The following is a 20,021-nucleotide window of genomic DNA, read 5'->3' as shown; positions in this document are numbered from 1 at the left end:
GGTATAACTTAGTATGTTTTAAATTCGAACGGAATTTCAACAAGTTCAGAAAACTCCTCACCTGCTTCTTCCATATCTTCGTCATCTTCATGAAAGTACCATATGATAGTCATACCATCGATATCTTCCAATGCAGATAGAACATCAAGTATTAGTTTACTAGAAGCTGTATTGAAATATTCTAATTTGAACATGAATTCAGTGCTTGCATTCGCGTCTTTAGAATATTCTTCGATCCAATCTAATACAGGCTGATAAAATTCAGCAGAGTCTTCCGGTAAGCTACGACCAGAAATTTCAAAAATACCGTTTCCTTTATCTAAAATAATTTTAGGAGTATCTTCAGTGCCTTCTAAATTTAGTATGTCCATTATTAATGCTTATTTATAATCGTTATTACCAAAAAATTAAACTATAGTCTATCTATTGATGACCGTAAACAGAAAAATGAATTGCCATCCCCTATATCAACAAAATCATAATCTAGTTTATTCCCTGACTTTCTAGCCATATCTACAAACCCAAGACCTGCACCTCCTTTATCAGAGATTTCAGTACTCTTGATTATGCTTTTATAAAGTTCCTTTAAACCATCCTTATCCAGCTCATTAATCTGGTCAATTTTACCTTTCAAGCCATCTATGTTCTCATTCATAATTGGGTTGCCGGAAATGATAATGTATTTGTCTTCTTGCTTACCCACCATAAATACAGCTGAATGATTGTTAGCAACATCATCTGCATGTTTTACAATATTCTGTAAGCACTCAACCATTACATTGAATACTTTCCTTTTGACAGTAGATTCCTCACCTGAAGAATCCATATTTCGTTCCGCCATGGCCAATACTGATTTGGTAATTTCCTGGGTAAATTCACCCTCGTATACCAAGATCAGATGGTTTTCAAGCATGGTTTTGTGCAAATCAAAAATATACTTCATAAGTCTTAAAGCGTTTTATTCAGGTTCTTTATAAGTCTTTATCTATAAGTTTGTTAGTCGATTTTGATTATAGTTTGTCAAAATACGACTTTTAATTAAAAATCTACAATTTTATACCAATTAACAATACATCATCAGTTTGCTTTTCTTCTCCCATCCAATTTGTCCAATGGTCATCAAACTTCACATAAGCGTCTTTCATTGACATGTTGTGAACTTCCATGATTTTCTCTCTTAAGCGCTTAGGGCCATACTTTCTGTTATCTGGTCCACCAAACTGATCTGGAAACCCGTCTGAGCAAAAGTAGAATGAATCACCTTCATTAAGTTCAACTTTATGATTAGTGAAGTTGGTTTGGTTTTTATAGATACCTCCACCAATAGCGAACTTATTACCTTTAATTTCTTCCATCTCACCTTTCTTCACCACATATAACGGCCTGTGAGCACCTGCATATTCAACCTTTCTTGTAGCTGTATTTATTTTACAAAGTGCGATATCCATTCCATCTTTCGTTTTAGAATCATCCTGGTCCTGACGAAGTGTTGTAGTAACGCCTTCATCCAGCTGATCTAAGATTATACCCGGGTCAGATATTTTTCTACTTCTAACGATATCATTAAGCAAGAAATAGCCAATTAATGATAAAAGGGCTCCAGGAACACCATGACCTGTACAATCCACAGCAGCCATGTAAATATCATCACCTATTTTAACGTACCATGGGAAGTCACCGCTCACCACATCTTTAGGCTTGTAAAGAATGAATGAATCAGGTAGTACCTTATTAATCACATTGTTGTTAGGCAGAATAGCATTCTGAATTCTCTTAGCATAGTTGATACTATCTGCGATCTTCTTGTTTTTGTTCTGGATTTCCAGCTCAATTAACTTTCTCTCTGTGATGTCATGAGAAACTACTAATACAGATTCAAGCTTTTCATTATCGTCAAACTCCGGAATGGCATTAACCTGCATTACTCTGTCACCCATTTCGGAAGGGAAGTCCATTTCAGTTGCTACCTTTTTATTGGTACTATTGACTTCTTCAATAATTTCCAGCCACTTATCTAGTACATTTTGAGCTAAATCGGCCTCCTTAATTTTCTGATTTAAGAAGTCTGAAGGTCCTTTGCCCGTATATTCTTCAATAACAGGGTTGATGTAAGAAATGGCATCATCTTCCAACCTTGTAATCAGATCGAGAGAGTTTTCCGAAAGAGCCTGCATTTTACTACGCATTCTCTGTTCTTGCTCTGCTCTTCGTCTTTCGGTAATGTCACGCGAGTTAACTATTAAACCATGGATGGCAGGGTTCGACATAAAGTTGGTGCCAGTAGATTCAATCCAGATGTAGTTGCCATCTTTAGTTAAATACTCATACTGAATAGTGATCTGTTCATCGGGATTTTCAAGAAGGCTTTTGAACATTCCTTTGAACTCAGCCACATGCTCTTTATTTACCTTATCAGCATCGCTTACACCAATCATTTCTTTTTGCGTGTAGCCAAGAATTGGCTCTACTGATGGACTGATATATCTAACGGATAGATCTTCTTCATAAATAGTGATTACCTCGGAGGCATTCTCCAATAGAAGCTGCATTCTGTTTTGCGTTCTATTTACCTCTTCAATTTGCTCTTCTAACTTGGAGTTAGATTTTTGAAGCTCTTCCTGAGTAGCCTGCATTTCCTCAGCATTCTGACGAAGAATCTCTTGCTTCTCTTGTAACTCAGAACTCATTGCCTGAGACTCTTCCAAAAGCTTGCGTGTTCTTTCATTTACTTTGATGTTGAACACTGTACGAGCAAGAATTAGACTTAGCTCTTCAACAAATTTTACCTTACCACTATCAAACTTTTCAAAACCGGCAAACTCAACAACACCATATACCTTTTCCTCAGTTATTAAAGGCACTATGAGAATGCTGGTTGGTCTTTTATCACCCAGAATACCTGATGTGATCGTTACATAATCATGAGGGATTTCTGTTCTTAGTACGGTATCTTTTTCAGCGGCTGCTTGTCCTACCAGACCTTCAGCAAATTTAAATTTTGCATTTAAGTGTTTTTTACGATTGTAAGCAAAACTTGCTTTCATCTCTATGAAAATGTCATCCGGATCATCTTCATTTACCACATAAAAGGCACCTTGAACAGCCCCAATTTTTCCGATGATATATTTTACAACGGCATCGCCAAGTGGCTCAAGGTTATCATGCGCTCTAAGTATTTCACCAATTTCTGCAACACCAGTTACAATCCAGTTGCGTTCTTTATCACGTTTCTCACTTTCTACTAGGTTATCGCGCATGTTCACCAATGCCAGGCCTAGTGCGTCATCATCATTTACGAGTTTGAAATCGGCAGAGAAGTTACCTTCACCTATTTGCTGAGCAAAATTGGCGGTATTCTTAAGTGTTTTAACCAAATGGTTAACACTATTTGCCATTAGACCTATTTCATCTGATGTTTTACGCTCAACCTGTTCAGGAAGTGTTCCATTGCCAACAAGCTCCAATGTCTTTTTCAGTGATAATAATGGGTTGGTTAAATACTTTGAAAAAATCAGTGATATCACTCCAGAAATAATCAAGATGAAGAATCCTGCAAACATGAACTTATTAAACAGTGCGTTACCCTCGCTATAAATTTCTTCTGTATCAATTTTTGCCACCAAGCCTAGCTTAGCTTTTGGTAGGTAAGTATAGTATGCCAAATTTTCTTTACCTCTATAATCAACGTTAGCACCAGATCCTTTTGCACCAGTAACCGCCTTTTGGATCGCTTTTGAGTTAGCGTCACCCAACGTTAGTAGTTTAAATGCACCATCCGGATCTAGCCTTGGCTTGTTTACGTAATTAATTCTGCCGGAAGAAGAGTCTAGTTTTGCCAGTATAACTTCACCCCTTTTACCTAAACCAGTAGAATCACTCAGAATATCATAAATCTTAGTCATTGGGTATTCAATCAAAATGATTGAAGTTTCTCCACTTGGGTGATTAACCGGAGCACCTGCATAAATGACGTATGCACCATTCTCTTTTTTGGTAACATTACTAAAATGAACTCCTTGCACTGCATTAGCTAAGGTTGTGCCATCAGGATCAATAAAATTTGAACCGGCAGACATTTTAGAGCTGGTGCTAAACAATATTTTGCCGGTAGATTCTGTAATGAATACATCATTATATCCATAAGAGGATTTTACTTCATTCAAAAATCCTTTGACGTCATACTTAGGGTCAGCTGGCTCGGCAGATGCATCATCCCCACCCATATCCATAGCAAATGGGTCATCTCCACCGCCCATATCCATAGCGAAAGGATCGTCACCGCCAGAATCCATGGCGAAAGGATCATCACCGCCACCCATATCCATAGCAAATGGGTCATCTCCAAAACCCATATCCATACCACCAGCAGAGCTGCCACTACCCGAAGAAACCGCACCCTCCTTAATGGTTTTAGACTCCTGTAAAAGTTTTAGATTACTTATTAAGGACTCAAATGTTGTTTCAATTTTGCCGGACTGTGCTTCAGCAACTACTCTTAAGCTTTCGCTGTATCTATCTTGTATTGCACCACGGCTCAACCTAAATGATAAGTAGCTTATGGCCAATAGGGTTACAAGCACTATACCTATTACCAGGCCGGTGATCTTTGTACTTATGGATATCTGTTTAAACATATAATTGATATGTTTTATGCTTCTTTATTTCCTTTATTCGTTTTCTTACCTTCTTTCTTAGGCTCTGCTTTTTCAGTTGGTTTGGCACTTTCACTTTTACCATACAATTTATCAGTAACCAACTCGAATGCAGCTTCCACAGCTTTTCGATCGCTCTCTGAAAATGAAGTGAATGATGCTATCTCTACCACGCCACATAATTCTTCTCCGTAAATAACTGGAGCTACTAAAACGTGAGTAGGGGATGCACTCCCTAAGCCTGAAATGATTTTTATATAATCATCTGGTATATCGTCAATGATTATAGCTTTCTTTTCTGATGCTACCTGGCCTACCAGACCTTCGCCCATTTCAAAGGTTGGCCGCTGGCTTTCACCTAGGCTCATAGCGTAAGTAGCATTCATTTGAAGAACCTTTTTGTCGCCATCTTTCTTTAACATATAGAAGGCACCTACTCCTGCTTCAAGTGCTTTGCAAATTTCTGTTAAGCCTTCGCCTAAAATTTTCTCTTCAGATTTCGATTTTTCGCTTAATGCCTCTTTTATGGATGATACGCTAAATGTCTTATTCTTGCTGTCCTTTTTCTCTTTATCCTCGTCCTTCTTTGACTTTTCTTCTTTCTTTTCTACGTAAATGATCTCCATGCCCTTATTGTTAAACATATATAATAGGACACCAAGACCGGCCAAAATGCATATTCCCATTGAAAAATATAGGCCATTGAGAACAGGAGCAGCATTATCTAAATCTGAAATCTCCAGCACCTGAACGTCATAGATTAAATCGTTTTGGAAAGTAAACAACGTATAAGTAGCGTAGATACCGCAGATGATATAAACTAAGACAAGAGCTATGCTTATTTTTCGCTGATCTAATTTCATTTACTTATACTGTTTATGTAATTGGTTAAAAAACTCTACAATCTCATCAATTTTAAGCACATGATCAATGGTTGTGAGATTCATTGCTGCTTTTGGCATGGTATCAATCATACATTCGCTCGGTTCTTGTACAATCGTCATCCCGCCACGGTCTTTAATATATTTCATGCCCATACCACCATCTCTGTTAGCTCCAGATAATAATATACCTATTAGTTTATCTCTAAACACATAGGCGGTTGTACCTAACGTTATATCAATAGCCGGACGAGAGTTATTGATCATTTCTTCTGTAGATAAACTGAAGTAATGACCAAGCTCTGTAGACATATGGTAATTAGATGGTGCCAAATAGACTTTTCCTTTTTTAATATGTTCTTTATCGTATGGTTCAACAATTTCTATAGTGCTCTTAATAGAAAGAGCCTCTACGAAACCATTTCGCACATGTTTCAATCTATGCAAGCACATAATTATTGGTAGCGGAAAGTTCGAGGGTAGTGCAGATAGAATTTTGACTATTCCCTGAAAACTTCCTGCCGAGCCACCTATAACTATGGCCTTATATCGATTATCTAATTTAAAATCAGTCACCGGTTATAGAGTCTCTCAGTCCTTAATCTTTTTATAAATTTTCTCTTCGTTATTAACGATTATAAACTTATTCGCTATATCACACCATATGAGAGATTCCTTGGAACCGATGGCCAAGTATCCATATTTAAATAAACTTTCGTGAAATTTCTTCAGTACCTCATTTTGCAATGTCTGGTTGAAGTAAATCATCACATTTCTACATAGTATCAAATCGAACTTGTTGAATATTTCGCCATTTACTAAATCATGTTTTCTGAACGATACATTTTCAACAAGGCTTTTATCCATGATAGCCTTACCGTTCTTTTCTTCATAATAGTCTTTTAAAGAACCTATTCCTTGATAGCGTATGTAGTTTTTCTCATTGAGTTCCATGTTTTTCAGGTTGTACTCACCTGATTTGGCCCTCTCTAAAATATTGGTGTCCAGATCAGTAGCTATAAGGCTGGCACTATCCAATAAGTCCAACTCTTTCAGCATGATGGCCATCGAAAATACTTCCTCACCTGATGAACAACCGGCATGCCATATTCTGATTTTCTGATGATTTAAAAGGATGCCGGGGATAATGTCATCGCGTAATACCCTCCAAAATGAAGGATCCCTGAACATCTCAGTTACATTTACTGTAATTTCGTTTAAAAAGTCATCAAGGAACGCAGGCTCATTCAATTTGCGCATGAGCACTTCAATAGTGAAATTATTCATTTCGAGTATTCTCGAAATTCTTCTTTTAAAAGAAGACATTGCGTAATTGGTAAAGTCATAGTTGTACTTTGTCTTTACCACCTCTGTGATCTTTTTTAAGTCTGCAATATCTATATCCTTCATTAATCGATTGGCTTAGAGGTATTTTGTAATTTGTAAATTAATAAAATTCACGTATAATTTTTCCAATTATCTATTTAATTACCTGATTGCTAGTGCCAGATAATCAAAAACTTATTTCCACCTTTGCTATCGGTAATCTTTCTCACCGTTGCATCTATTTCTATCTTTTTTTCTTTCAATTTTAACTTGAGCTTACCATCAGCAGAGGTTAAGCTCTTAACATCACTATCCAGAATATCTGCTATGTTGTTTTTATCCCCTACACTAACTCTAGCAGCTTGGCTCGTTTCCTGAATGTCACCTAACTCATTAAAAACCACATAATTCATTTCTTCCGACAAAGCATTGATTATATTGGCTGATGTAGAAAGTTTAGCGTTCAGCTGTTCCTGGGTAATTTCTAACTCTTCCATTTGCTGACGCATTTCCTCTTCAACATCTTCAAGTTCTCTCTTTGTTTCTGCTTTAGTAGCAGGTTTCTGATCCCGCTCAAATTGGGTAACAATTTCAATAATCTTTAACAACTCGCCATCTTCCCCTTGAACAGGGTTGAAATAAGATTTCAATTCAACTGTGTTGCCAGAAGAATGATTTTTTTCAAGCCAGCCAGACCAGCTTTTGCCTTGTGTTAGCTCATCTAAAAGATTGATGCCACCATGCAAGCTGTAGAAGTTATTATCAGAAATTTTAGATTGATCAAGACCCAAAGCATCAGTAAATACTCTGTTTGCATTAATAATAGCACCATCGGCAGAGTACTCACATGTGCCTAAAGACCTATTGATGGCATCAATTTGGGCGTTAACGGCTTGCTCTTTACGCCCCATTTCTTCTTGTGTGGCTGTAAGCTCTTCCATGTTTTGGCGCATTTCTTCTTCCTGAGCCTGCATCTGCTCAGTTAGTTGTTGCGATTCTTCGAGTAGTTGCTTTGTTTTTTGGTTTGCTTTTACGCCCGCAATGGTAGAAGCAATACTTTCACCTAATTTTTCAACAAATTGAATCTGATACTCTTTATACTCATGAAAAGATGCCAACTCGATAACGCCATAAATATCATTTTCAATTTTTAAAGGTACTAGTAAGATGGAAGTAGGGTTGGCATCGCCAAGACCAGAGCCAATGTGAATATAACTTTCAGGTACTTCAAGCAAGTAAATGGTTTTCTTTTCCATGAAAGTTTGTCCTACCAAACCTTCGCCCATTCGATACTTTCTTGTATCATATTTCTTCGTATCAAAAGCATAGAGCGAAATGAGTTCAAGGAATTTATCATTCTCATCTTCTTCATTAATAATGTAAATACCTCCCTGATTGGAGTTAGTATATTCTACCAGACTGGATATTATTTCATCACTTAGCTCCTGAACGTTGTCACTGGCTCTCAGTATGTCCACAAATTTGGCAAGACCTTGTGTTGTCCAGTTTCTTTCCGCTTCCTCTTCGTCCATTTTCTTCATCTGATCGCGCATATTTAATAGCGCAGCCTGAAGACTTCCTTTCCGCACTTCAGATTCTTTAACCCCAGTGATGGACTCATTTATTTTGCCTTCACCAATTTTTCTAACAAAATCAGTAGAATTATTCAGCATATCGACCAGATGATTGATGCTTCTAGAAATAACCCCTAACTCATTGGGTTGATCATACTCTGATTTTTTGTTGAACTCTTCGTTTGATATGAGCTTCCCTAAGCTATTGAGAGGAACGAATAGATTTCTTTTAATTAACAGCAGCACAACAATAATAGCTACTAGATTAAAAGCAAGAAAGAACGCCAATATTAGGTGTAACCAGTCACTAGATTTCTTTTGATCCTCTGTTAAAACGGTAGCTAATTCTGATAGAAGCTTATGGAACTGCTGCAACTCCAATTTTAGAACATTGGCTGACTCCCGAAATACCCTATTTTCAATGGAGATTGTTTTGTTTTGTATTTCATTTGCCGTAGTTGAATCATTAACCTGAATCATAACAGACTGCTGAACCGTTGTGTCAATTTTCTGAGGCTCGAATAGAATATTGCTTTGGGCTTTCTTAATGGTAGTCCACTTATCTTCAAGCTTTTCTATTACCGCTTTTAAATTTTCTGAACCAGCTGAAATTGTTTGTTTTTTAAAAGGTAGCTCACCACCCTTTTTGAATACTCTTAAAGTTGATTCGATGTAATCAATGCTTTCCTTGAGGTCTTCTGATTTTGATGTGTCTTCAACAGCTTTAAAGGATAATTCTTTATAATTTTTTGTTTGATTTTTAAAATTCTGTAGTTCTTGAAATTTTACTTCATAAGATCTGTAATCATTATGGGCATCTTTAATTACCACATAGTTGATAATTGCTAAAAGAGCAAATCCACCAAAGAGGAGGTAAGTCTGTTGAAGTAGTGTAAGATTTTTAAAGTTTTTCCCCATAAATGGAGTTGAATTATAAAGCCAATATTCGAATTTACAATATACTTATAAATTAAAAAGATTAAAGGTAAAGATCATAGATTATCCTTTCCAAAAGAAAAGGGAAGGAGTGCTGATGAAGAATGTGATAATATCCAAGTTTCGCCATCTCCTTTAAATAATACTTTCATGTCTTGAGCCTGAGCTTGCTCAAATTCCAACATAACCTGGCGGCACATACCACATGGTCCGGCCGATCTGTAATTTTTTTCTTCCCTTCTTTTTGCAACAACAGCTAAGGCTTTTATTTTTTGATTCGGAGCAACCGCACCTTTTTGAAATAGAGCTACACGTTCTGCGCACAATCCTGCAGGGTATGAAGCATTCTCCTGATTGGCACCTAAAATAAAACTGCCGTCTGTTAACTCCAGTGCAGCACCTACAGTAAAACCAGAATAAGGCGAGTAACTGGTTTTTAATGCCTCTTCGGCCTTCTTTATCAGAATCTGAAACTCACCTTCCAGTTCAGCGAAGTTCCTGTAAACTTTAAAGTTATCTGTTGAAGTGGTCATGTATGACTTCATTTATTAATTGAGCCTTGCAATATACGTTTCTACAGCTTCCATTAAAATTTTTATTACTGGGAATTGTTGATTCATCTTGTTAATTCTTTTATTTGAGCCCGCTAAAAAATACCATACAAGTAATGAAGTTAATATTAGTCCTGGGGGCAGGCAGATCGGCCACATCATTAATTGATTACCTTATTAAGCAATGTTCAGCTAATGATTGGAAATTAAGAGTTGGAGACTATTCTTTGGATTTGGCAAAGAACAAATGCAATGGAAGTGAAGTTGCTGAAGCTTTTCAGTTTGATATTAACGACCACGATCAATGTGTTAGTGAAGTAGAAAAGGCTGATATTGTAATTTCGATGCTTCCGGCAAATTACCATCCATTGGTGGCCAAGGTATGTGTTGAAAAAGGGGTACATATGCTTACTGCCTCTTATGTTTCCAATGATATGAAAGCGTTGGATGAAGAGGCCAAAAAGAAAGGTGTTTTCTTGTTAAATGAGTGTGGTTTAGATCCTGGAATTGATCACATGTCTGCGATGCAGGTGATAGACAAAATAAGAGGGGCTGGGCATAAGCTAACTGCTTTTGAATCTTTTACTGGAGGATTATTAGCTCCGGGAACTGATGATGACAACCCGTGGGAATACAAATTTACCTGGAATCCTCGAAATGTAGTTTTGGCAGGTCAGGGTATAGTTAAGTTTATTCAGGAGGATAAATTCAAATATATACCTTATCAAAAACTGTTTAGGAGAACTGAACAAGTGCATATTCCTGGCTATGGATATTTCGAAGGTTATGCGAATAGAGATTCACTAAAGTATTTAGATGTTTATGGGTTGAGAGGAATTTCAACCATTTATAGAGGTACGTTTAGACGGCCAGGCTTCTGCAGAACCTGGGATATTTTTGTTCAGCTCGGAGCCACCGATGATAGCTATGAAATGGAAGGTGTGAGTGAAATGACTCACAGGGAGTTTTTAAACTCATTTTTATCGTATAATCCGCATGACTCTGTGGAATTAAAACTGGCGCATTACATGGGCCTTGATCTGGAAGGACCTGAGATGCACCGAATGAAGTGGGTAGGTATGTTCGATAAAGAGCCAGTTGGCCTTGATAAAGGAACGCCTGCTCAAATATTAGAGCATATTTTAAAGAAGAAATGGTCATTAGAACCAGAAGATCTTGACATGATTGTAATGTGGCATAAGTTTGAATATTTGGAAGGCGATAAAAAGAGGGAAATACACAGTACTTTGGTTGCCATCGGAGATGATTCAGTACAAACAGCCATGGCTAAAACAGTGGGCTTGCCTGTTGCTATAGCTGCTAAAATGGTTTTAAAAGGAGAAATCAAAGAGACAGGGGTTCATATTCCAATCAAAAAGGAAATTTATGACCCTATATTAAAGGAGTTGGATGAACTTGGCTTCGAAATGAGTGAAAAGCAGGTACTATAAGTCCTTCAGCACTTTTTTAGCTCTACTCTTGAATCCTGCAGAACCATAAGGTAACTGATCTTCAATAATCAGCCTCAGTTCATTTTTAAGTTCCGGTACTTTTTGGCAGATATTGGCCAAAACAGTCATGCCGAATACTTTAACTGCAATAGGTTCAGCGGATGACTGCATCACTTTAAAACAAACATCTGCTGTCTTTCCCCAAAGTGATTCGGGTATTTCAATATCTTGCAAAATCCTAAGGGTATTTCTTTTTACTGCATCATGGTGCGCTTTCTCAAGATTTTGGAGCATATGCTTCAGGTAAGGTGCAATTAGTTCAGGATTTTTATCGTGACATTTGCTTACCGCCCACGCAGCTCTTTGACTTGTCCTGTAATCATCACCCAAAAATAGGCTCATTAAATCTTTGAACCTGTTTTTATCCGTTCCAATAAAAGCAGCAATGTATTCGGCCTGCTCTTTAGAATGTTCTTTGAGGAGCTCCTTTTTAATATCCATAAAAAAATAGTGTCTGGTCACCACAAGTTTTAGTTTGAGATGACATCCAAAGGTCATAAATATTTAGAAACTCAAAATTTAAAGAAGATGAAAAAATTAAAATCAACCGCTTTATCACTGTTAATTGTGATTGGAGGTTTCACTTTTGCTAGTGCACAGCATGGTCCAATGCATGGCCATAGACTTGAAAGAGGAATGGACGATGGTGAAAGAGGGCCTAGAATTCCTGATTTAACAGAAGAGCAGGAATCTAAAATGAAGGAGTTAAGAATAGCTTTTAAGGATGAGATTAGGCCCATTGAAAATGAACTCAATGAAAAAAGAGCTAAATTGAAAACCTTGACAGAGGAGGAAAATGTAGATAGAAAAAAGGTGATGGAGTTGGTAGAAGAGATGGGTGAGCTGAAAACTAAGTTGGACAAGAGAGAAGTGAATCATCGATTAGATGTTAAGCAAATTCTAACCAAAGAGCAGCAACTGTTTTTGGAGAAAAGACACGAAGATAAACGAGGCGACAGGCACAAAAGGCATTAATCAAAGTGCAGATACAACAAGGTGAAATAGAACTTATCGAATTATTAAAAGCAGGTGATGGGCCTGCTTTTAAGCATCTTGTGGAGGAGCATCAGGATAAAGTTTTTAGGCTGTGCCTTGGGTATGTGAAGAATGAAGAAGAGGCTGAAGATGTTGCTCAGGAGGTGTTTATTGAAGTTCATGAATCCATTACGGGTTTTGAGATGCAATCCAGTCTTTCAACCTGGATATTTAGAATTGCCGTAAATAAATCGTTAGAGCGGATAAGGTACTACAAACGGAGCAAGCGGTTTGGCTGGCTCACCTCCTTATTTGGCAGCGAAGAAAAGTATAGCAAGTATTCTTATGATTGGGTTAATCCTGGTGTAAAACTCGAAAATGCAGAACGAAGCCAGGTATTATATAGAGCCATTGATTCCTTACCAGAAAAACAACATGCTGCATTTATCATGCATAAGGTAGAAGGCATTTCATATAAAGAAATAGCCGAGGTAATGGAGCTAAGTTTGTCAGCTGTGGAATCGCTTATTTTTAGAGCTAATTCAAATTTAAGGAAGCAGCTGGAGCAGTATTATAAAGTGGATAAATCGTGATAAACAAAATGTTATGAATAGAAATGAAGAAATAGAAAAGACATTATCTAGCCTCGATGAAATGGATACTATTAATGTAAAACCATTTTTCTACACACGACTGGCGGCAAGAATGGAGAGAAATGTATCTCTTTCATTCAAACAGAAAGGGATAAGCTGGGCAATGTTAACAGCGCTATTGATAATAAATATTGGCGTTTACTTATCCTTTAGTGGAGAGAATAGTACTGCCGATGAAACACAGCAATTAACAGAATTAAAGGAGCAGTATTATCCAGAATCGGAAAGTTATTATGCATTAATTGAAGAGTATGAAACAGAATAAATTTTTAGTCGCAATAATAGGAATATTGATTATCATCAATTTAACTACATTGGCCTTTTTGTGGAATATAAAAAAAGGGTTTGATGGTGATGGCCCAGGCAAACATCGGCATGAAATGTACTTTGAGCGAAAGCTTGGTTTAGATGAAGTGCAATCAAAGAAATTTGAGGAATCAAGAAGAAGGCATTTTGAAAAAATGAACTCACTTAAGAAAGAAATTAGGAAGTTAAGAAACGACTTGAGCTCACTAATAAAAGAACAAAGCGAGAGTGAGGCCAAAGATATCATTCAGAAAATTGGTGAAAAGCATGCTGAAATGGAGCTAGCTAACTTCAATCATTTCAATGAATTGAGGAGTTACTGTACCCCAAAACAACAGCAGATGTTTGACTCCATAATGAATAAAGTAACTTCTCACCCTAGAAGAAGAGACCATAGGCCGCATTAGATGAATACAACCAAATTTTCTATTTTGGTCACTATCAATTTTGAAATATGGACATAGTAATTTACCTCTTCTCCGGCCTGTTAATGATCATTGGCATATTGGGATGTTTTCTTCCCATTATTCCGGGCCCACCACTTAGCTATGTTGGGTTATTGCTTTTACAATTAACTGATCAGGCACCATTTACTAACAAATTTCTGCTCATTTGGGCAGGTGTTACAATCGTTGCCCAAGGCCTAGATTATGTGGTGCCAACGTATGGCACTAAAAAGTATGGTGGTAGCAGAGCGGGCGTTTCAGGTTCTGTTGTTGGTCTTATTTTAGGAGTATTATTCTTTCCACCATTGGGCATTATAATCGGGCCAATGTTAGGTGCATTTGTGGGCGAGTTAATGGTGGGCAGAGAGCGTAAAGAGGCTATGCGCTCAGCCTGGGGTTCATTTATCGGATTTCTTTTTGGAACGCTGATTAAGCTGATTGCTAGCTTAATGATGACTTACTATTTTGTAAAAGCGGTTATTGATTTGTTTTAATTAGCCTTCATAGCCAACATCATCCTTCAACCCACCACCTTCTGCGGCTTCTACTGCTAGTTGATCGCAACGCTCATTTTCCTTGAGTCCTGCATGGCCTTTTACCCAAACAAACTTCACTTTGTGCTGCTTGAATAAAGGAATAAAGCGCTGCCATAAGTCGATATTCTTTTTGCCTTTGAAACCTTTCTTTTGCCAGTTCCATAACCAGCCTTTTTCAACGGCATCTACTACGTATTTGCTATCCGAATAGATGGTAACGGGTGTGCCCGGCTTCTTTAGAGTTTCCAAACCAACAATCACCGCAAGTAATTCCATGCGGTTATTTGTGGTATTTTTAAAGCCTTCACTGAGTTCTTTTCGGTAGGGTTTGCCATTTACATTGGCCATCATAACCACACCATAACCGCCTGGGCCTGGGTTGCCCTTAGCTGCTCCATCTGTGTAGATGGTAATCATCCGATCAGGCCGATATGTTCCTTAAATATTTTTACAGCTATAGCCAATAAGATGATGCCAAAAACCCTTCTCAAAATATTAAAGCCCGATTCACCGATTTTTCGTTCCAGCCAATTTGTAGATTTCAATACCATGTAAACAAAAATCAAATTGATTACAATACCAATAAGGATATTAGGAGTTTCGTAAACCGCTCTTAATGAAAGAATGGTTGTTAATGTTCCAGCACCAGCAATAAGAGGGAATGCCAATGGAACGATAGACCCGGCTTTACTTTCACCCTCGTTTCTAAATAAAGTTACACCCAAGATCATTTCCATGGCAATGATAAACATCACAATTGCTCCGGCTACCGCGAAAGAACCTACGTCAAGACCGAATAGCTTAAGAATACTTTGCCCAAGAAATAAGAAAGCTATCATCAAAGCACCTGAAATTACAGTAGCCCTGCCCGAATGAATTTTACCTTGTTTTTTTCTAAGATCAATAACAATTGGAACTGATCCTACGATATCTATCACCGAGAATAGAATAAGTGTTACTGAGAAAATGTCCTTGAATGTAATCATTTTGCAAAGCTAGTTTAAATAGTCAAGTTCACAGAGGATAAATGTTAATTCTATGTGAGATTTTCATCTAAAAATGATAACAGCTTTTTCATCTCTTTATTGGTGATCTGTGGGAAATTAGCCACCCTGAAAGTATGGCCTTTCCACTCTCCATATCCATTACCCAGAGTAAGTCCCTTCTCCAATGCTTTTGACTTTAAACGCTCTATACTTTCTGGTTTTCCTTTCACTGAAAAAACGGTATTAGATCGAATGTTTTTCTTATCAACGAGTGGATTAACCATATCCTTTGTGCCAATGAACTCATAAAACTCAGCAGCTCTTTTTTCAAGTTTGTTGGCAACTTTAGAAATGTTCTTTCTTTCATTCATTACCCTGTTGAGCAGATAAATGTTTGCCACATTTGGCGTGTGCGTTGTTTGATTTTTCTCCATGTTTTGAATGATGGATGTCAAACTATTATAATGCTTGTTTTCAGCATAGTTCATGGCCGCCTCTATAGCTTTTGGGGAACAAATCATTAAAGCCATACCTGCAGGAAGGCCAAAACATTTTTGCACCGAAGCATACCAAATATCTGCATTTTCTATCTGAAGAAAAGCACCGCCCAAAGAGGAGGTGGCATCTATTGCAATTAAATGGTCGGGGTATTTTTTACGAACTTTTGCAATACGCTTATTCGAAACCCTGGTGCCATTAGATGTTTCATTTTGAGTGATACAGATGAGGCCTTCTTCCATGGAAAGGTCCAACTCACCTAGTTTCAATTCTTTACTTAAATCAAACTGATAGCCAATGGCCTGAGGCTTAATTTTTCGAGTGGCATTAAACCATTTCTCACCAAAGCTTCCATTGTAAAAATGGTAGCTAATACCATCATAAGATTGCGCAAGTATTTCCCAGCATTCAGTGGCAGCTGAAACGTAAAAAATACTATATTCTTCCGGTACATTTAATTTTTTCTTAATAAGTGAGCTTGTTTCTTCCACTAGTTGCATGCAACCCGGACTCCGGTGGTTCATGCTCAGTATACCTTGCGAGTGTGCTTCTGCAAAGTATTCAGAAAGTTTGTTCTCAACTTTAGATGGGCCGGGGTAGAAGCTGATCATGAAGCCTCCTTTCTGATCAAATGTTCAATGGCAAGTCTGTAACCATCAAGGCCAAGGCCAGTGATAACACCAGCGCAGTTTTTACCTGTTAGTGAAATATGTCGATATTCTTCTCGCTTATAAATATTGCTGATATGAACTTCAATAACAGGTGTTTCTATTGCGGCTATAGCATCGGCAATTGCTACAGATGTATGTGTGTATGCGCCACCGTTTAATACAATGCCATTATAACTAAAACCCACTTCCTGAATTTTATTTATGAGCTCACCTTCTACGTTGCTTTGATAATACTCAATAGTCGTTTGAGAAAACTCTGCTTTCAACTCTTTTAAGAAGTCTTCAAAAGAGGTAGCCCCATAAATTTCGGGCTCTCTTTTGCCTAGCAAGTTTAAATTTGGACCGTTAATGATTAAAATCTTCATCTTATTGTTAAAACTACAATATTCTTACTTTACAGCATTCGTTTCAGATATTTTTCATGAATTCAATTGAAAAGCATTAATTTCAATCCTCATGAGTTGGGCTGCGCAAATCAAACTTTTCAAGAATTATCTTAGATTGGAACGATCACTTTCGCCAAACTCCATTGAGGCCTATGTTAGGGATATTGAAAAACTAGCTCAATACTTTGATATTTCTGGTGAGCAGATAGACCCGCTCAAAGTAACAGGCAATCAACTTCAGGGTTTTTTGGCTTACGTGAATGAGTTGGGGTTATCAGCGCATTCGCAGGCAAGAATACTATCAGGAATAAAGGCATTCTATAAATACCTGATCTTTGAAGATTTGATGGATAATGATCCTACGGCATTGATTGAAGGCCCTAAGCTTGGTAGAAAGCTACCGGATACCTTAGACTTTAGTGAGATTGAAAAGTTGTTTGAAGCAATAGATCATTCAACACCCGAAGGCCAGCGAAATAGGGCAATGTTAGAAGTTTTGTATAGCTCCGGGCTTCGGGTTTCAGAACTCATAGATTTAAGATTAACCAATATTTTAGAAGACATTGGCTTCTTAAGGGTAATTGGGAAAGGAGACAAGGAGCGCTTGGTACCCATTGGAAAAGATGCCCTTAAATATTTGAACATCTACAGAAGAGAAGTGCGAGTACATGTTCCAATTCAGTCCGGACAGGAGAATTTTGCTTTTTTAAATAGGAGAGGTAAGAAATTGACTAGGGTGATGATTTTCACCATCATTAAAAATCTGGCAAAAGCAGCTGGCATTAAAAAGAACATTAGTCCGCATACATTTAGGCATTCATTTGCCACACATCTTATTGAAGGCGGTGCTGACTTAAGGGCAGTGCAAGAAATGTTAGGCCACGAGTCCATCACAACCACAGAAATTTACACCCATCTGGATCGTGATTACTTAAAGCAGGTAATTCAGGAATTTCACCCTCGGAGTTAACGACCTTAACTTCAAAAGGCTAAATTTGCGCCAAATTAATCTAAGTCCGTTTCTGTGTATAAAGCTTTAATTCGCCCAATATTATTCCTTTTTGATCCGGAAAAGGTGCATCACTTCACTTTTTCGATGATCAAATTTTTGTCGTTTATTCCAGGGATGAGCAGTCTGTGGAAGTTCATGTATCAATCAAAGGATGAAAAATTAGAGCGAGAATATTTTGGACTTAAATTTCCTAACCCGGTTGGTTTAGCCGCAGGTTTTGATAAAGATGCGAAGTTAATTGATCAGCTGGCTTGCTTTGGTTTTGGGTTTATTGAAATAGGAACACTTACACCTAAGGGACAGCCCGGGAATGACAAGCCAAGGTTATTTAGGCTAAAAAAAGATCAAGCTATTATCAACAGAATGGGCTTTAATAATCAAGGGGTTGAAGCTGCGGTAAAAAGATTAAAAAGTAGAAACTCATCTATTTTGGTTGGAGGAAACATTGGTAAAAATAAAGTAACTCCAAATGAAGAAGCCTTCAGGGATTATGAAATTACATTCAATGAGCTGTTTGATCACGTAGATTATTTTGTGGTGAATGTTAGTTCACCTAATACGCCAAATCTTAGAGCTTTACAGGATAAAGGGCCTTTAACTGAAATACTTTCCAAACTTCAGGCCTTGAATAATGAACGCGCTATAAGGAAGCCTCTATTGTTGAAAATTGCCCCTGATTTAACGGACGAGCAGTTGCAAGATATTGTTGATATTGCCAAAGAAGTAAAGCTAGATGGTTTGATTGCTACAAATACGACCATCTCCAGAGAGGGGCTCATCACTTCAACAGAAGAAGTAGCCGCAATAGGTGCAGGTGGGGTAAGTGGTAAACCGGTGAAAGAAAAATCTACTGAAGTAATTAAATATTTAAGAAAAAATCTTGGGCCGGAATTTCCAATAATAGGTGTTGGTGGTATCATGTCGGCAGAAGATGCCATTGAAAAACTCAATGCTGGCGCTTCACTTGTGCAGGTTTATACCGGGTTTATCTACGAAGGCCCCAAATTAATTAAGGATATTAATAGGACTATTCTTAAATGACAACGGTATTAAAAAGCATATTTATAATTGCTGTCCTTTATAGTTCCTCCTGTTCTCAGCCAGTTGATGAAAATCTTACTGCATTATTAGCTAATCGAGTTAAAGAATGGGAGATACCCGGTGCGGGGGTCTCAATTATCTCAAAAGATAGTGTACTTGATTTTGCTGTTTCTGGTGTGAGGATATGGAACAGTTCTACATCTATACAAACTGATGATGCCTTTCATTTGGGTTCTTGTACAAAATCAATGACAGCTGCATTGGCAGGAAGTCTTGTTGATGAGGGTAAAATCTCTTATAAAACAAAACTCATTGAAGTCTTTCCAGATTTAGTTGATAGTATTCATGCTGATTATCATTTTGTTACACTCATTGAGTTATTATCTCATACCTCTGGTATTGCAGCCAATGCTTCAGATTGGTGGGCGTATGAAGAATTGGAGATCAGAGAGAGAAGGCTCGCCTTATTAAAGGAAAACTTATTAAATACAAGCCCACACAAGAAAGGTCAATTTATCTATTCCAATCTTGGCTTTATGGTAGCAGCATGTATGCTTGAAAGAGTCACAGGTAATTCATGGGAAGAGCTTATCAGAATTTATATTTTTAATAAATTGGACATGTTTTCGGCTGGTTTTGGGCCTGTAATAAATAAAGGAGATTACAATGCACCAACTGGTCATATCAGAAAAAATGGCTCATGGAGACCTTCATATGGAGACAATGCCGAAGCTTTAGGGCCTGCTGGACGAGTGCATGCTAATTTAATTGATTGGTCAAAATTTATTCAGGAACACTTGAAACTACCCAATGAAAGTAAATTAAGTGCCTCTTATTTACATCAAATACAATCAAGTTCTAATTCTTACAAACTTGGATGGAGAATTGTAGAAAGAAAATGGGGTGGAGAAAGGGTGTATACCCATAATGGAAGCAATACCATGTGGTATAGCGTAGTGTGGTTAGCCCCTGAAATTAATAGAGCCTATCTTGTTACTACAAATTCCATGGAATCAGGTATACCCAAATTGATGGACAAACTGATCGTTGATCTACTGAAGTATGATGGGAGATTATAAT

At 37.5% G+C, this 20,021-nt stretch carries 22 protein-coding genes; 9 read left to right on the top strand and 13 right to left on the bottom strand.

What is annotated here, in order from left to right; genetic code table 11:
• Positions 1 to 8 precede the first annotated feature (8 nt).
• The 8 genes from JR347_RS00850 to cdd all read right to left on the bottom strand — a co-directional run bounded on the left by JR347_RS00850 (position 9) and on the right by cdd (position 9,914).
• Positions 9 to 371, bottom strand: a complete 363-nt coding sequence (locus JR347_RS00850) for a DUF1987 domain-containing protein (RefSeq protein WP_205722175.1) — start codon at positions 369 to 371, stop codon at positions 9 to 11.
• 41 nt (positions 372 to 412) lie between these two features.
• A complete protein-coding gene (locus tag JR347_RS00845) occupies positions 413 to 943 on the bottom strand; it encodes a SiaB family protein kinase (protein WP_205722174.1) in 531 nt (176 codons plus the stop codon).
• Positions 944 to 1,046: 103 nt separating this feature from the next.
• Positions 1,047 to 4,634: a PAS domain S-box protein gene (locus JR347_RS00840; RefSeq protein ID WP_205722173.1), complete on the bottom strand. Its 3,588-nt coding sequence runs from the start codon at positions 4,632 to 4,634 to the stop codon at positions 1,047 to 1,049.
• 14 nt (positions 4,635 to 4,648) lie between these two features.
• The gene (locus JR347_RS00835; protein ID WP_205722172.1) at positions 4,649 to 5,515 is read right to left on the bottom strand and encodes a GAF domain-containing protein; all 867 of its coding nucleotides are present in this window, start codon (positions 5,513 to 5,515) and stop codon (positions 4,649 to 4,651) included.
• Positions 5,516 to 6,109, bottom strand: a complete 594-nt coding sequence (locus tag JR347_RS00830) for a chemotaxis protein CheB (RefSeq protein WP_205722171.1) — start codon at positions 6,107 to 6,109, stop codon at positions 5,516 to 5,518.
• Positions 6,110 to 6,124: 15 nt separating this feature from the next.
• Entirely contained in the window at positions 6,125 to 6,943 is an 819-nt protein-coding gene (locus tag JR347_RS00825; protein WP_205722170.1) for a CheR family methyltransferase, read from the bottom strand.
• An 89-nt stretch (positions 6,944 to 7,032) separates the two neighbouring features.
• Complete coding sequence (locus JR347_RS00820) at positions 7,033 to 9,351, bottom strand: GAF domain-containing protein (RefSeq protein ID WP_205722169.1); 2,319 nt, start codon at positions 9,349 to 9,351, stop codon at positions 7,033 to 7,035.
• Between the two features lie 74 nt (positions 9,352 to 9,425).
• Entirely contained in the window at positions 9,426 to 9,914 is a 489-nt protein-coding gene (gene cdd / locus JR347_RS00815) for a cytidine deaminase (protein WP_235689722.1), read from the bottom strand.
• A gap of 122 nt (positions 9,915 to 10,036) precedes the next feature.
• On the opposite strand from cdd, the gene JR347_RS00810 reads away from it, so the two are divergent.
• Complete coding sequence (locus tag JR347_RS00810; RefSeq protein WP_205722168.1) at positions 10,037 to 11,371, top strand: saccharopine dehydrogenase family protein; 1,335 nt, start codon at positions 10,037 to 10,039, stop codon at positions 11,369 to 11,371.
• Here JR347_RS00810 and JR347_RS00805 read toward each other — a convergent pair.
• A complete protein-coding gene (locus JR347_RS00805; RefSeq protein ID WP_205722167.1) occupies positions 11,366 to 11,872 on the bottom strand; it encodes a hypothetical protein in 507 nt (168 codons plus the stop codon). The two genes, JR347_RS00810 and JR347_RS00805, sit on opposite strands and share 6 nt — an antisense overlap.
• A gap of 87 nt (positions 11,873 to 11,959) precedes the next feature.
• On the opposite strand from JR347_RS00805, the gene JR347_RS00800 reads away from it, so the two are divergent.
• The 5 genes from JR347_RS00800 to JR347_RS00780 are packed head-to-tail and all read left to right on the top strand — an operon-like array spanning position 11,960 to position 14,305.
• Entirely contained in the window at positions 11,960 to 12,406 is a 447-nt protein-coding gene (locus JR347_RS00800; protein ID WP_205722166.1) for a Spy/CpxP family protein refolding chaperone, read from the top strand.
• 5 nt (positions 12,407 to 12,411) lie between these two features.
• Complete coding sequence (locus JR347_RS00795; protein WP_235689721.1) at positions 12,412 to 12,999, top strand: RNA polymerase sigma factor; 588 nt, start codon at positions 12,412 to 12,414, stop codon at positions 12,997 to 12,999.
• A gap of 13 nt (positions 13,000 to 13,012) precedes the next feature.
• On the top strand, positions 13,013 to 13,324 hold the full coding sequence (locus JR347_RS00790; RefSeq protein ID WP_205722165.1) for a hypothetical protein: 312 nt from the start codon (positions 13,013 to 13,015) through the stop codon (positions 13,322 to 13,324).
• Positions 13,311 to 13,772, top strand: coding sequence for a Spy/CpxP family protein refolding chaperone (locus JR347_RS00785; RefSeq protein WP_205722164.1), 462 nt, complete (start codon positions 13,311 to 13,313; stop codon positions 13,770 to 13,772). Before JR347_RS00790 ends, JR347_RS00785 begins: the two co-directional genes overlap by 14 nt.
• Before the next feature lie 47 nt (positions 13,773 to 13,819).
• Entirely contained in the window at positions 13,820 to 14,305 is a 486-nt protein-coding gene (locus JR347_RS00780; protein WP_205722163.1) for a DUF456 domain-containing protein, read from the top strand.
• On the opposite strand, the gene rnhA is transcribed toward JR347_RS00780, so the two are convergent.
• Genes rnhA through aroQ form a run of 4 tightly spaced genes read right to left on the bottom strand, consistent with a single transcriptional unit; the run spans position 14,306 to position 16,867 of the window.
• A complete protein-coding gene (rnhA, locus tag JR347_RS00775; RefSeq protein WP_205722162.1) occupies positions 14,306 to 14,764 on the bottom strand; it encodes a ribonuclease HI in 459 nt (152 codons plus the stop codon).
• Positions 14,761 to 15,333 carry a MarC family protein gene (locus tag JR347_RS00770; RefSeq protein ID WP_205722161.1) on the bottom strand — a complete coding sequence of 191 codons (573 nt, stop codon included), beginning with the start codon at positions 15,331 to 15,333 and terminating at the stop codon, positions 14,761 to 14,763. The genes rnhA and JR347_RS00770 overlap by 4 nt, the downstream gene beginning before the upstream one ends.
• Positions 15,334 to 15,383: 50 nt before the next feature.
• A complete protein-coding gene (locus JR347_RS00765) occupies positions 15,384 to 16,442 on the bottom strand; it encodes an aminotransferase class V-fold PLP-dependent enzyme (RefSeq protein ID WP_205722160.1) in 1,059 nt (352 codons plus the stop codon).
• Positions 16,439 to 16,867, bottom strand: a complete 429-nt coding sequence (gene aroQ, locus JR347_RS00760; RefSeq protein ID WP_205722159.1) for a type II 3-dehydroquinate dehydratase — start codon at positions 16,865 to 16,867, stop codon at positions 16,439 to 16,441. The genes JR347_RS00765 and aroQ overlap by 4 nt, the downstream gene beginning before the upstream one ends.
• Positions 16,868 to 16,958: 91 nt before the next feature.
• On the opposite strand from aroQ, the gene xerD reads away from it, so the two are divergent.
• Genes xerD through JR347_RS00745 form a run of 3 tightly spaced genes read left to right on the top strand, consistent with a single transcriptional unit; the run spans position 16,959 to position 20,020 of the window.
• Complete coding sequence (gene xerD / locus JR347_RS00755) at positions 16,959 to 17,858, top strand: site-specific tyrosine recombinase XerD (RefSeq protein ID WP_205722158.1); 900 nt, start codon at positions 16,959 to 16,961, stop codon at positions 17,856 to 17,858.
• A gap of 54 nt (positions 17,859 to 17,912) precedes the next feature.
• Positions 17,913 to 18,941, top strand: coding sequence for a quinone-dependent dihydroorotate dehydrogenase (locus JR347_RS00750; protein WP_205722157.1), 1,029 nt, complete (start codon positions 17,913 to 17,915; stop codon positions 18,939 to 18,941).
• Entirely contained in the window at positions 18,938 to 20,020 is a 1,083-nt protein-coding gene (locus JR347_RS00745; RefSeq protein WP_205722156.1) for a serine hydrolase domain-containing protein, read from the top strand. Before JR347_RS00750 ends, JR347_RS00745 begins: the two co-directional genes overlap by 4 nt.
• Position 20,021 lies beyond the last annotated feature (1 nt).

Source organism: Fulvivirga lutea, assembly GCF_017068455.1.
GTDB classification, from domain to species: Bacteria; Bacteroidota; Bacteroidia; order Cytophagales; family Cyclobacteriaceae; genus Fulvivirga; species Fulvivirga lutea.
Note: the sequence above shows the minus strand (reverse complement) of the source record. Positions and strands in the feature narration are given on the sequence as shown.

Bases quoted from the DNA above. Each gene is read 5' to 3' on its own strand.
- JR347_RS00850 (WP_205722175.1), bottom strand. From the start codon at position 371: ATGGACATACTAAATTTAGAAGGCACTGAAGATACTCCTAAAATTATT.
- JR347_RS00845 (WP_205722174.1), bottom strand. From the start codon at position 943: ATGAAGTATATTTTTGATTTGCACAAAACCATGCTTGAAAACCATCTG.
- JR347_RS00840 (WP_205722173.1), bottom strand. From the start codon at position 4,634: ATGTTTAAACAGATATCCATAAGTACAAAGATCACCGGCCTGGTAATA.
- JR347_RS00835 (WP_205722172.1), bottom strand. From the start codon at position 5,515: ATGAAATTAGATCAGCGAAAAATAAGCATAGCTCTTGTCTTAGTTTAT.
- JR347_RS00825 (WP_205722170.1), bottom strand. From the start codon at position 6,943: ATGAAGGATATAGATATTGCAGACTTAAAAAAGATCACAGAGGTGGTA.
- JR347_RS00820 (WP_205722169.1), bottom strand. From the start codon at position 9,351: ATGGGGAAAAACTTTAAAAATCTTACACTACTTCAACAGACTTACCTC.
- cdd (WP_235689722.1), bottom strand. From the start codon at position 9,914: ATGAAGTCATACATGACCACTTCAACAGATAACTTTAAAGTTTACAGG.
- JR347_RS00810 (WP_205722168.1), top strand. From the start codon at position 10,037: ATGAAGTTAATATTAGTCCTGGGGGCAGGCAGATCGGCCACATCATTA.
- JR347_RS00805 (WP_205722167.1), bottom strand. From the start codon at position 11,872: ATGGATATTAAAAAGGAGCTCCTCAAAGAACATTCTAAAGAGCAGGCC.
- JR347_RS00800 (WP_205722166.1), top strand. From the start codon at position 11,960: ATGAAAAAATTAAAATCAACCGCTTTATCACTGTTAATTGTGATTGGA.
- JR347_RS00790 (WP_205722165.1), top strand. From the start codon at position 13,013: ATGAATAGAAATGAAGAAATAGAAAAGACATTATCTAGCCTCGATGAA.
- JR347_RS00785 (WP_205722164.1), top strand. From the start codon at position 13,311: ATGAAACAGAATAAATTTTTAGTCGCAATAATAGGAATATTGATTATC.
- JR347_RS00780 (WP_205722163.1), top strand. From the start codon at position 13,820: ATGGACATAGTAATTTACCTCTTCTCCGGCCTGTTAATGATCATTGGC.
- rnhA (WP_205722162.1), bottom strand. From the start codon at position 14,764: ATGATTACCATCTACACAGATGGAGCAGCTAAGGGCAACCCAGGCCCA.
- JR347_RS00770 (WP_205722161.1), bottom strand. From the start codon at position 15,333: ATGATTACATTCAAGGACATTTTCTCAGTAACACTTATTCTATTCTCG.
- JR347_RS00765 (WP_205722160.1), bottom strand. From the start codon at position 16,442: ATGATCAGCTTCTACCCCGGCCCATCTAAAGTTGAGAACAAACTTTCT.
- aroQ (WP_205722159.1), bottom strand. From the start codon at position 16,867: ATGAAGATTTTAATCATTAACGGTCCAAATTTAAACTTGCTAGGCAAA.
- xerD (WP_205722158.1), top strand. From the start codon at position 16,959: ATGAGTTGGGCTGCGCAAATCAAACTTTTCAAGAATTATCTTAGATTG.
- JR347_RS00745 (WP_205722156.1), top strand. From the start codon at position 18,938: ATGACAACGGTATTAAAAAGCATATTTATAATTGCTGTCCTTTATAGT.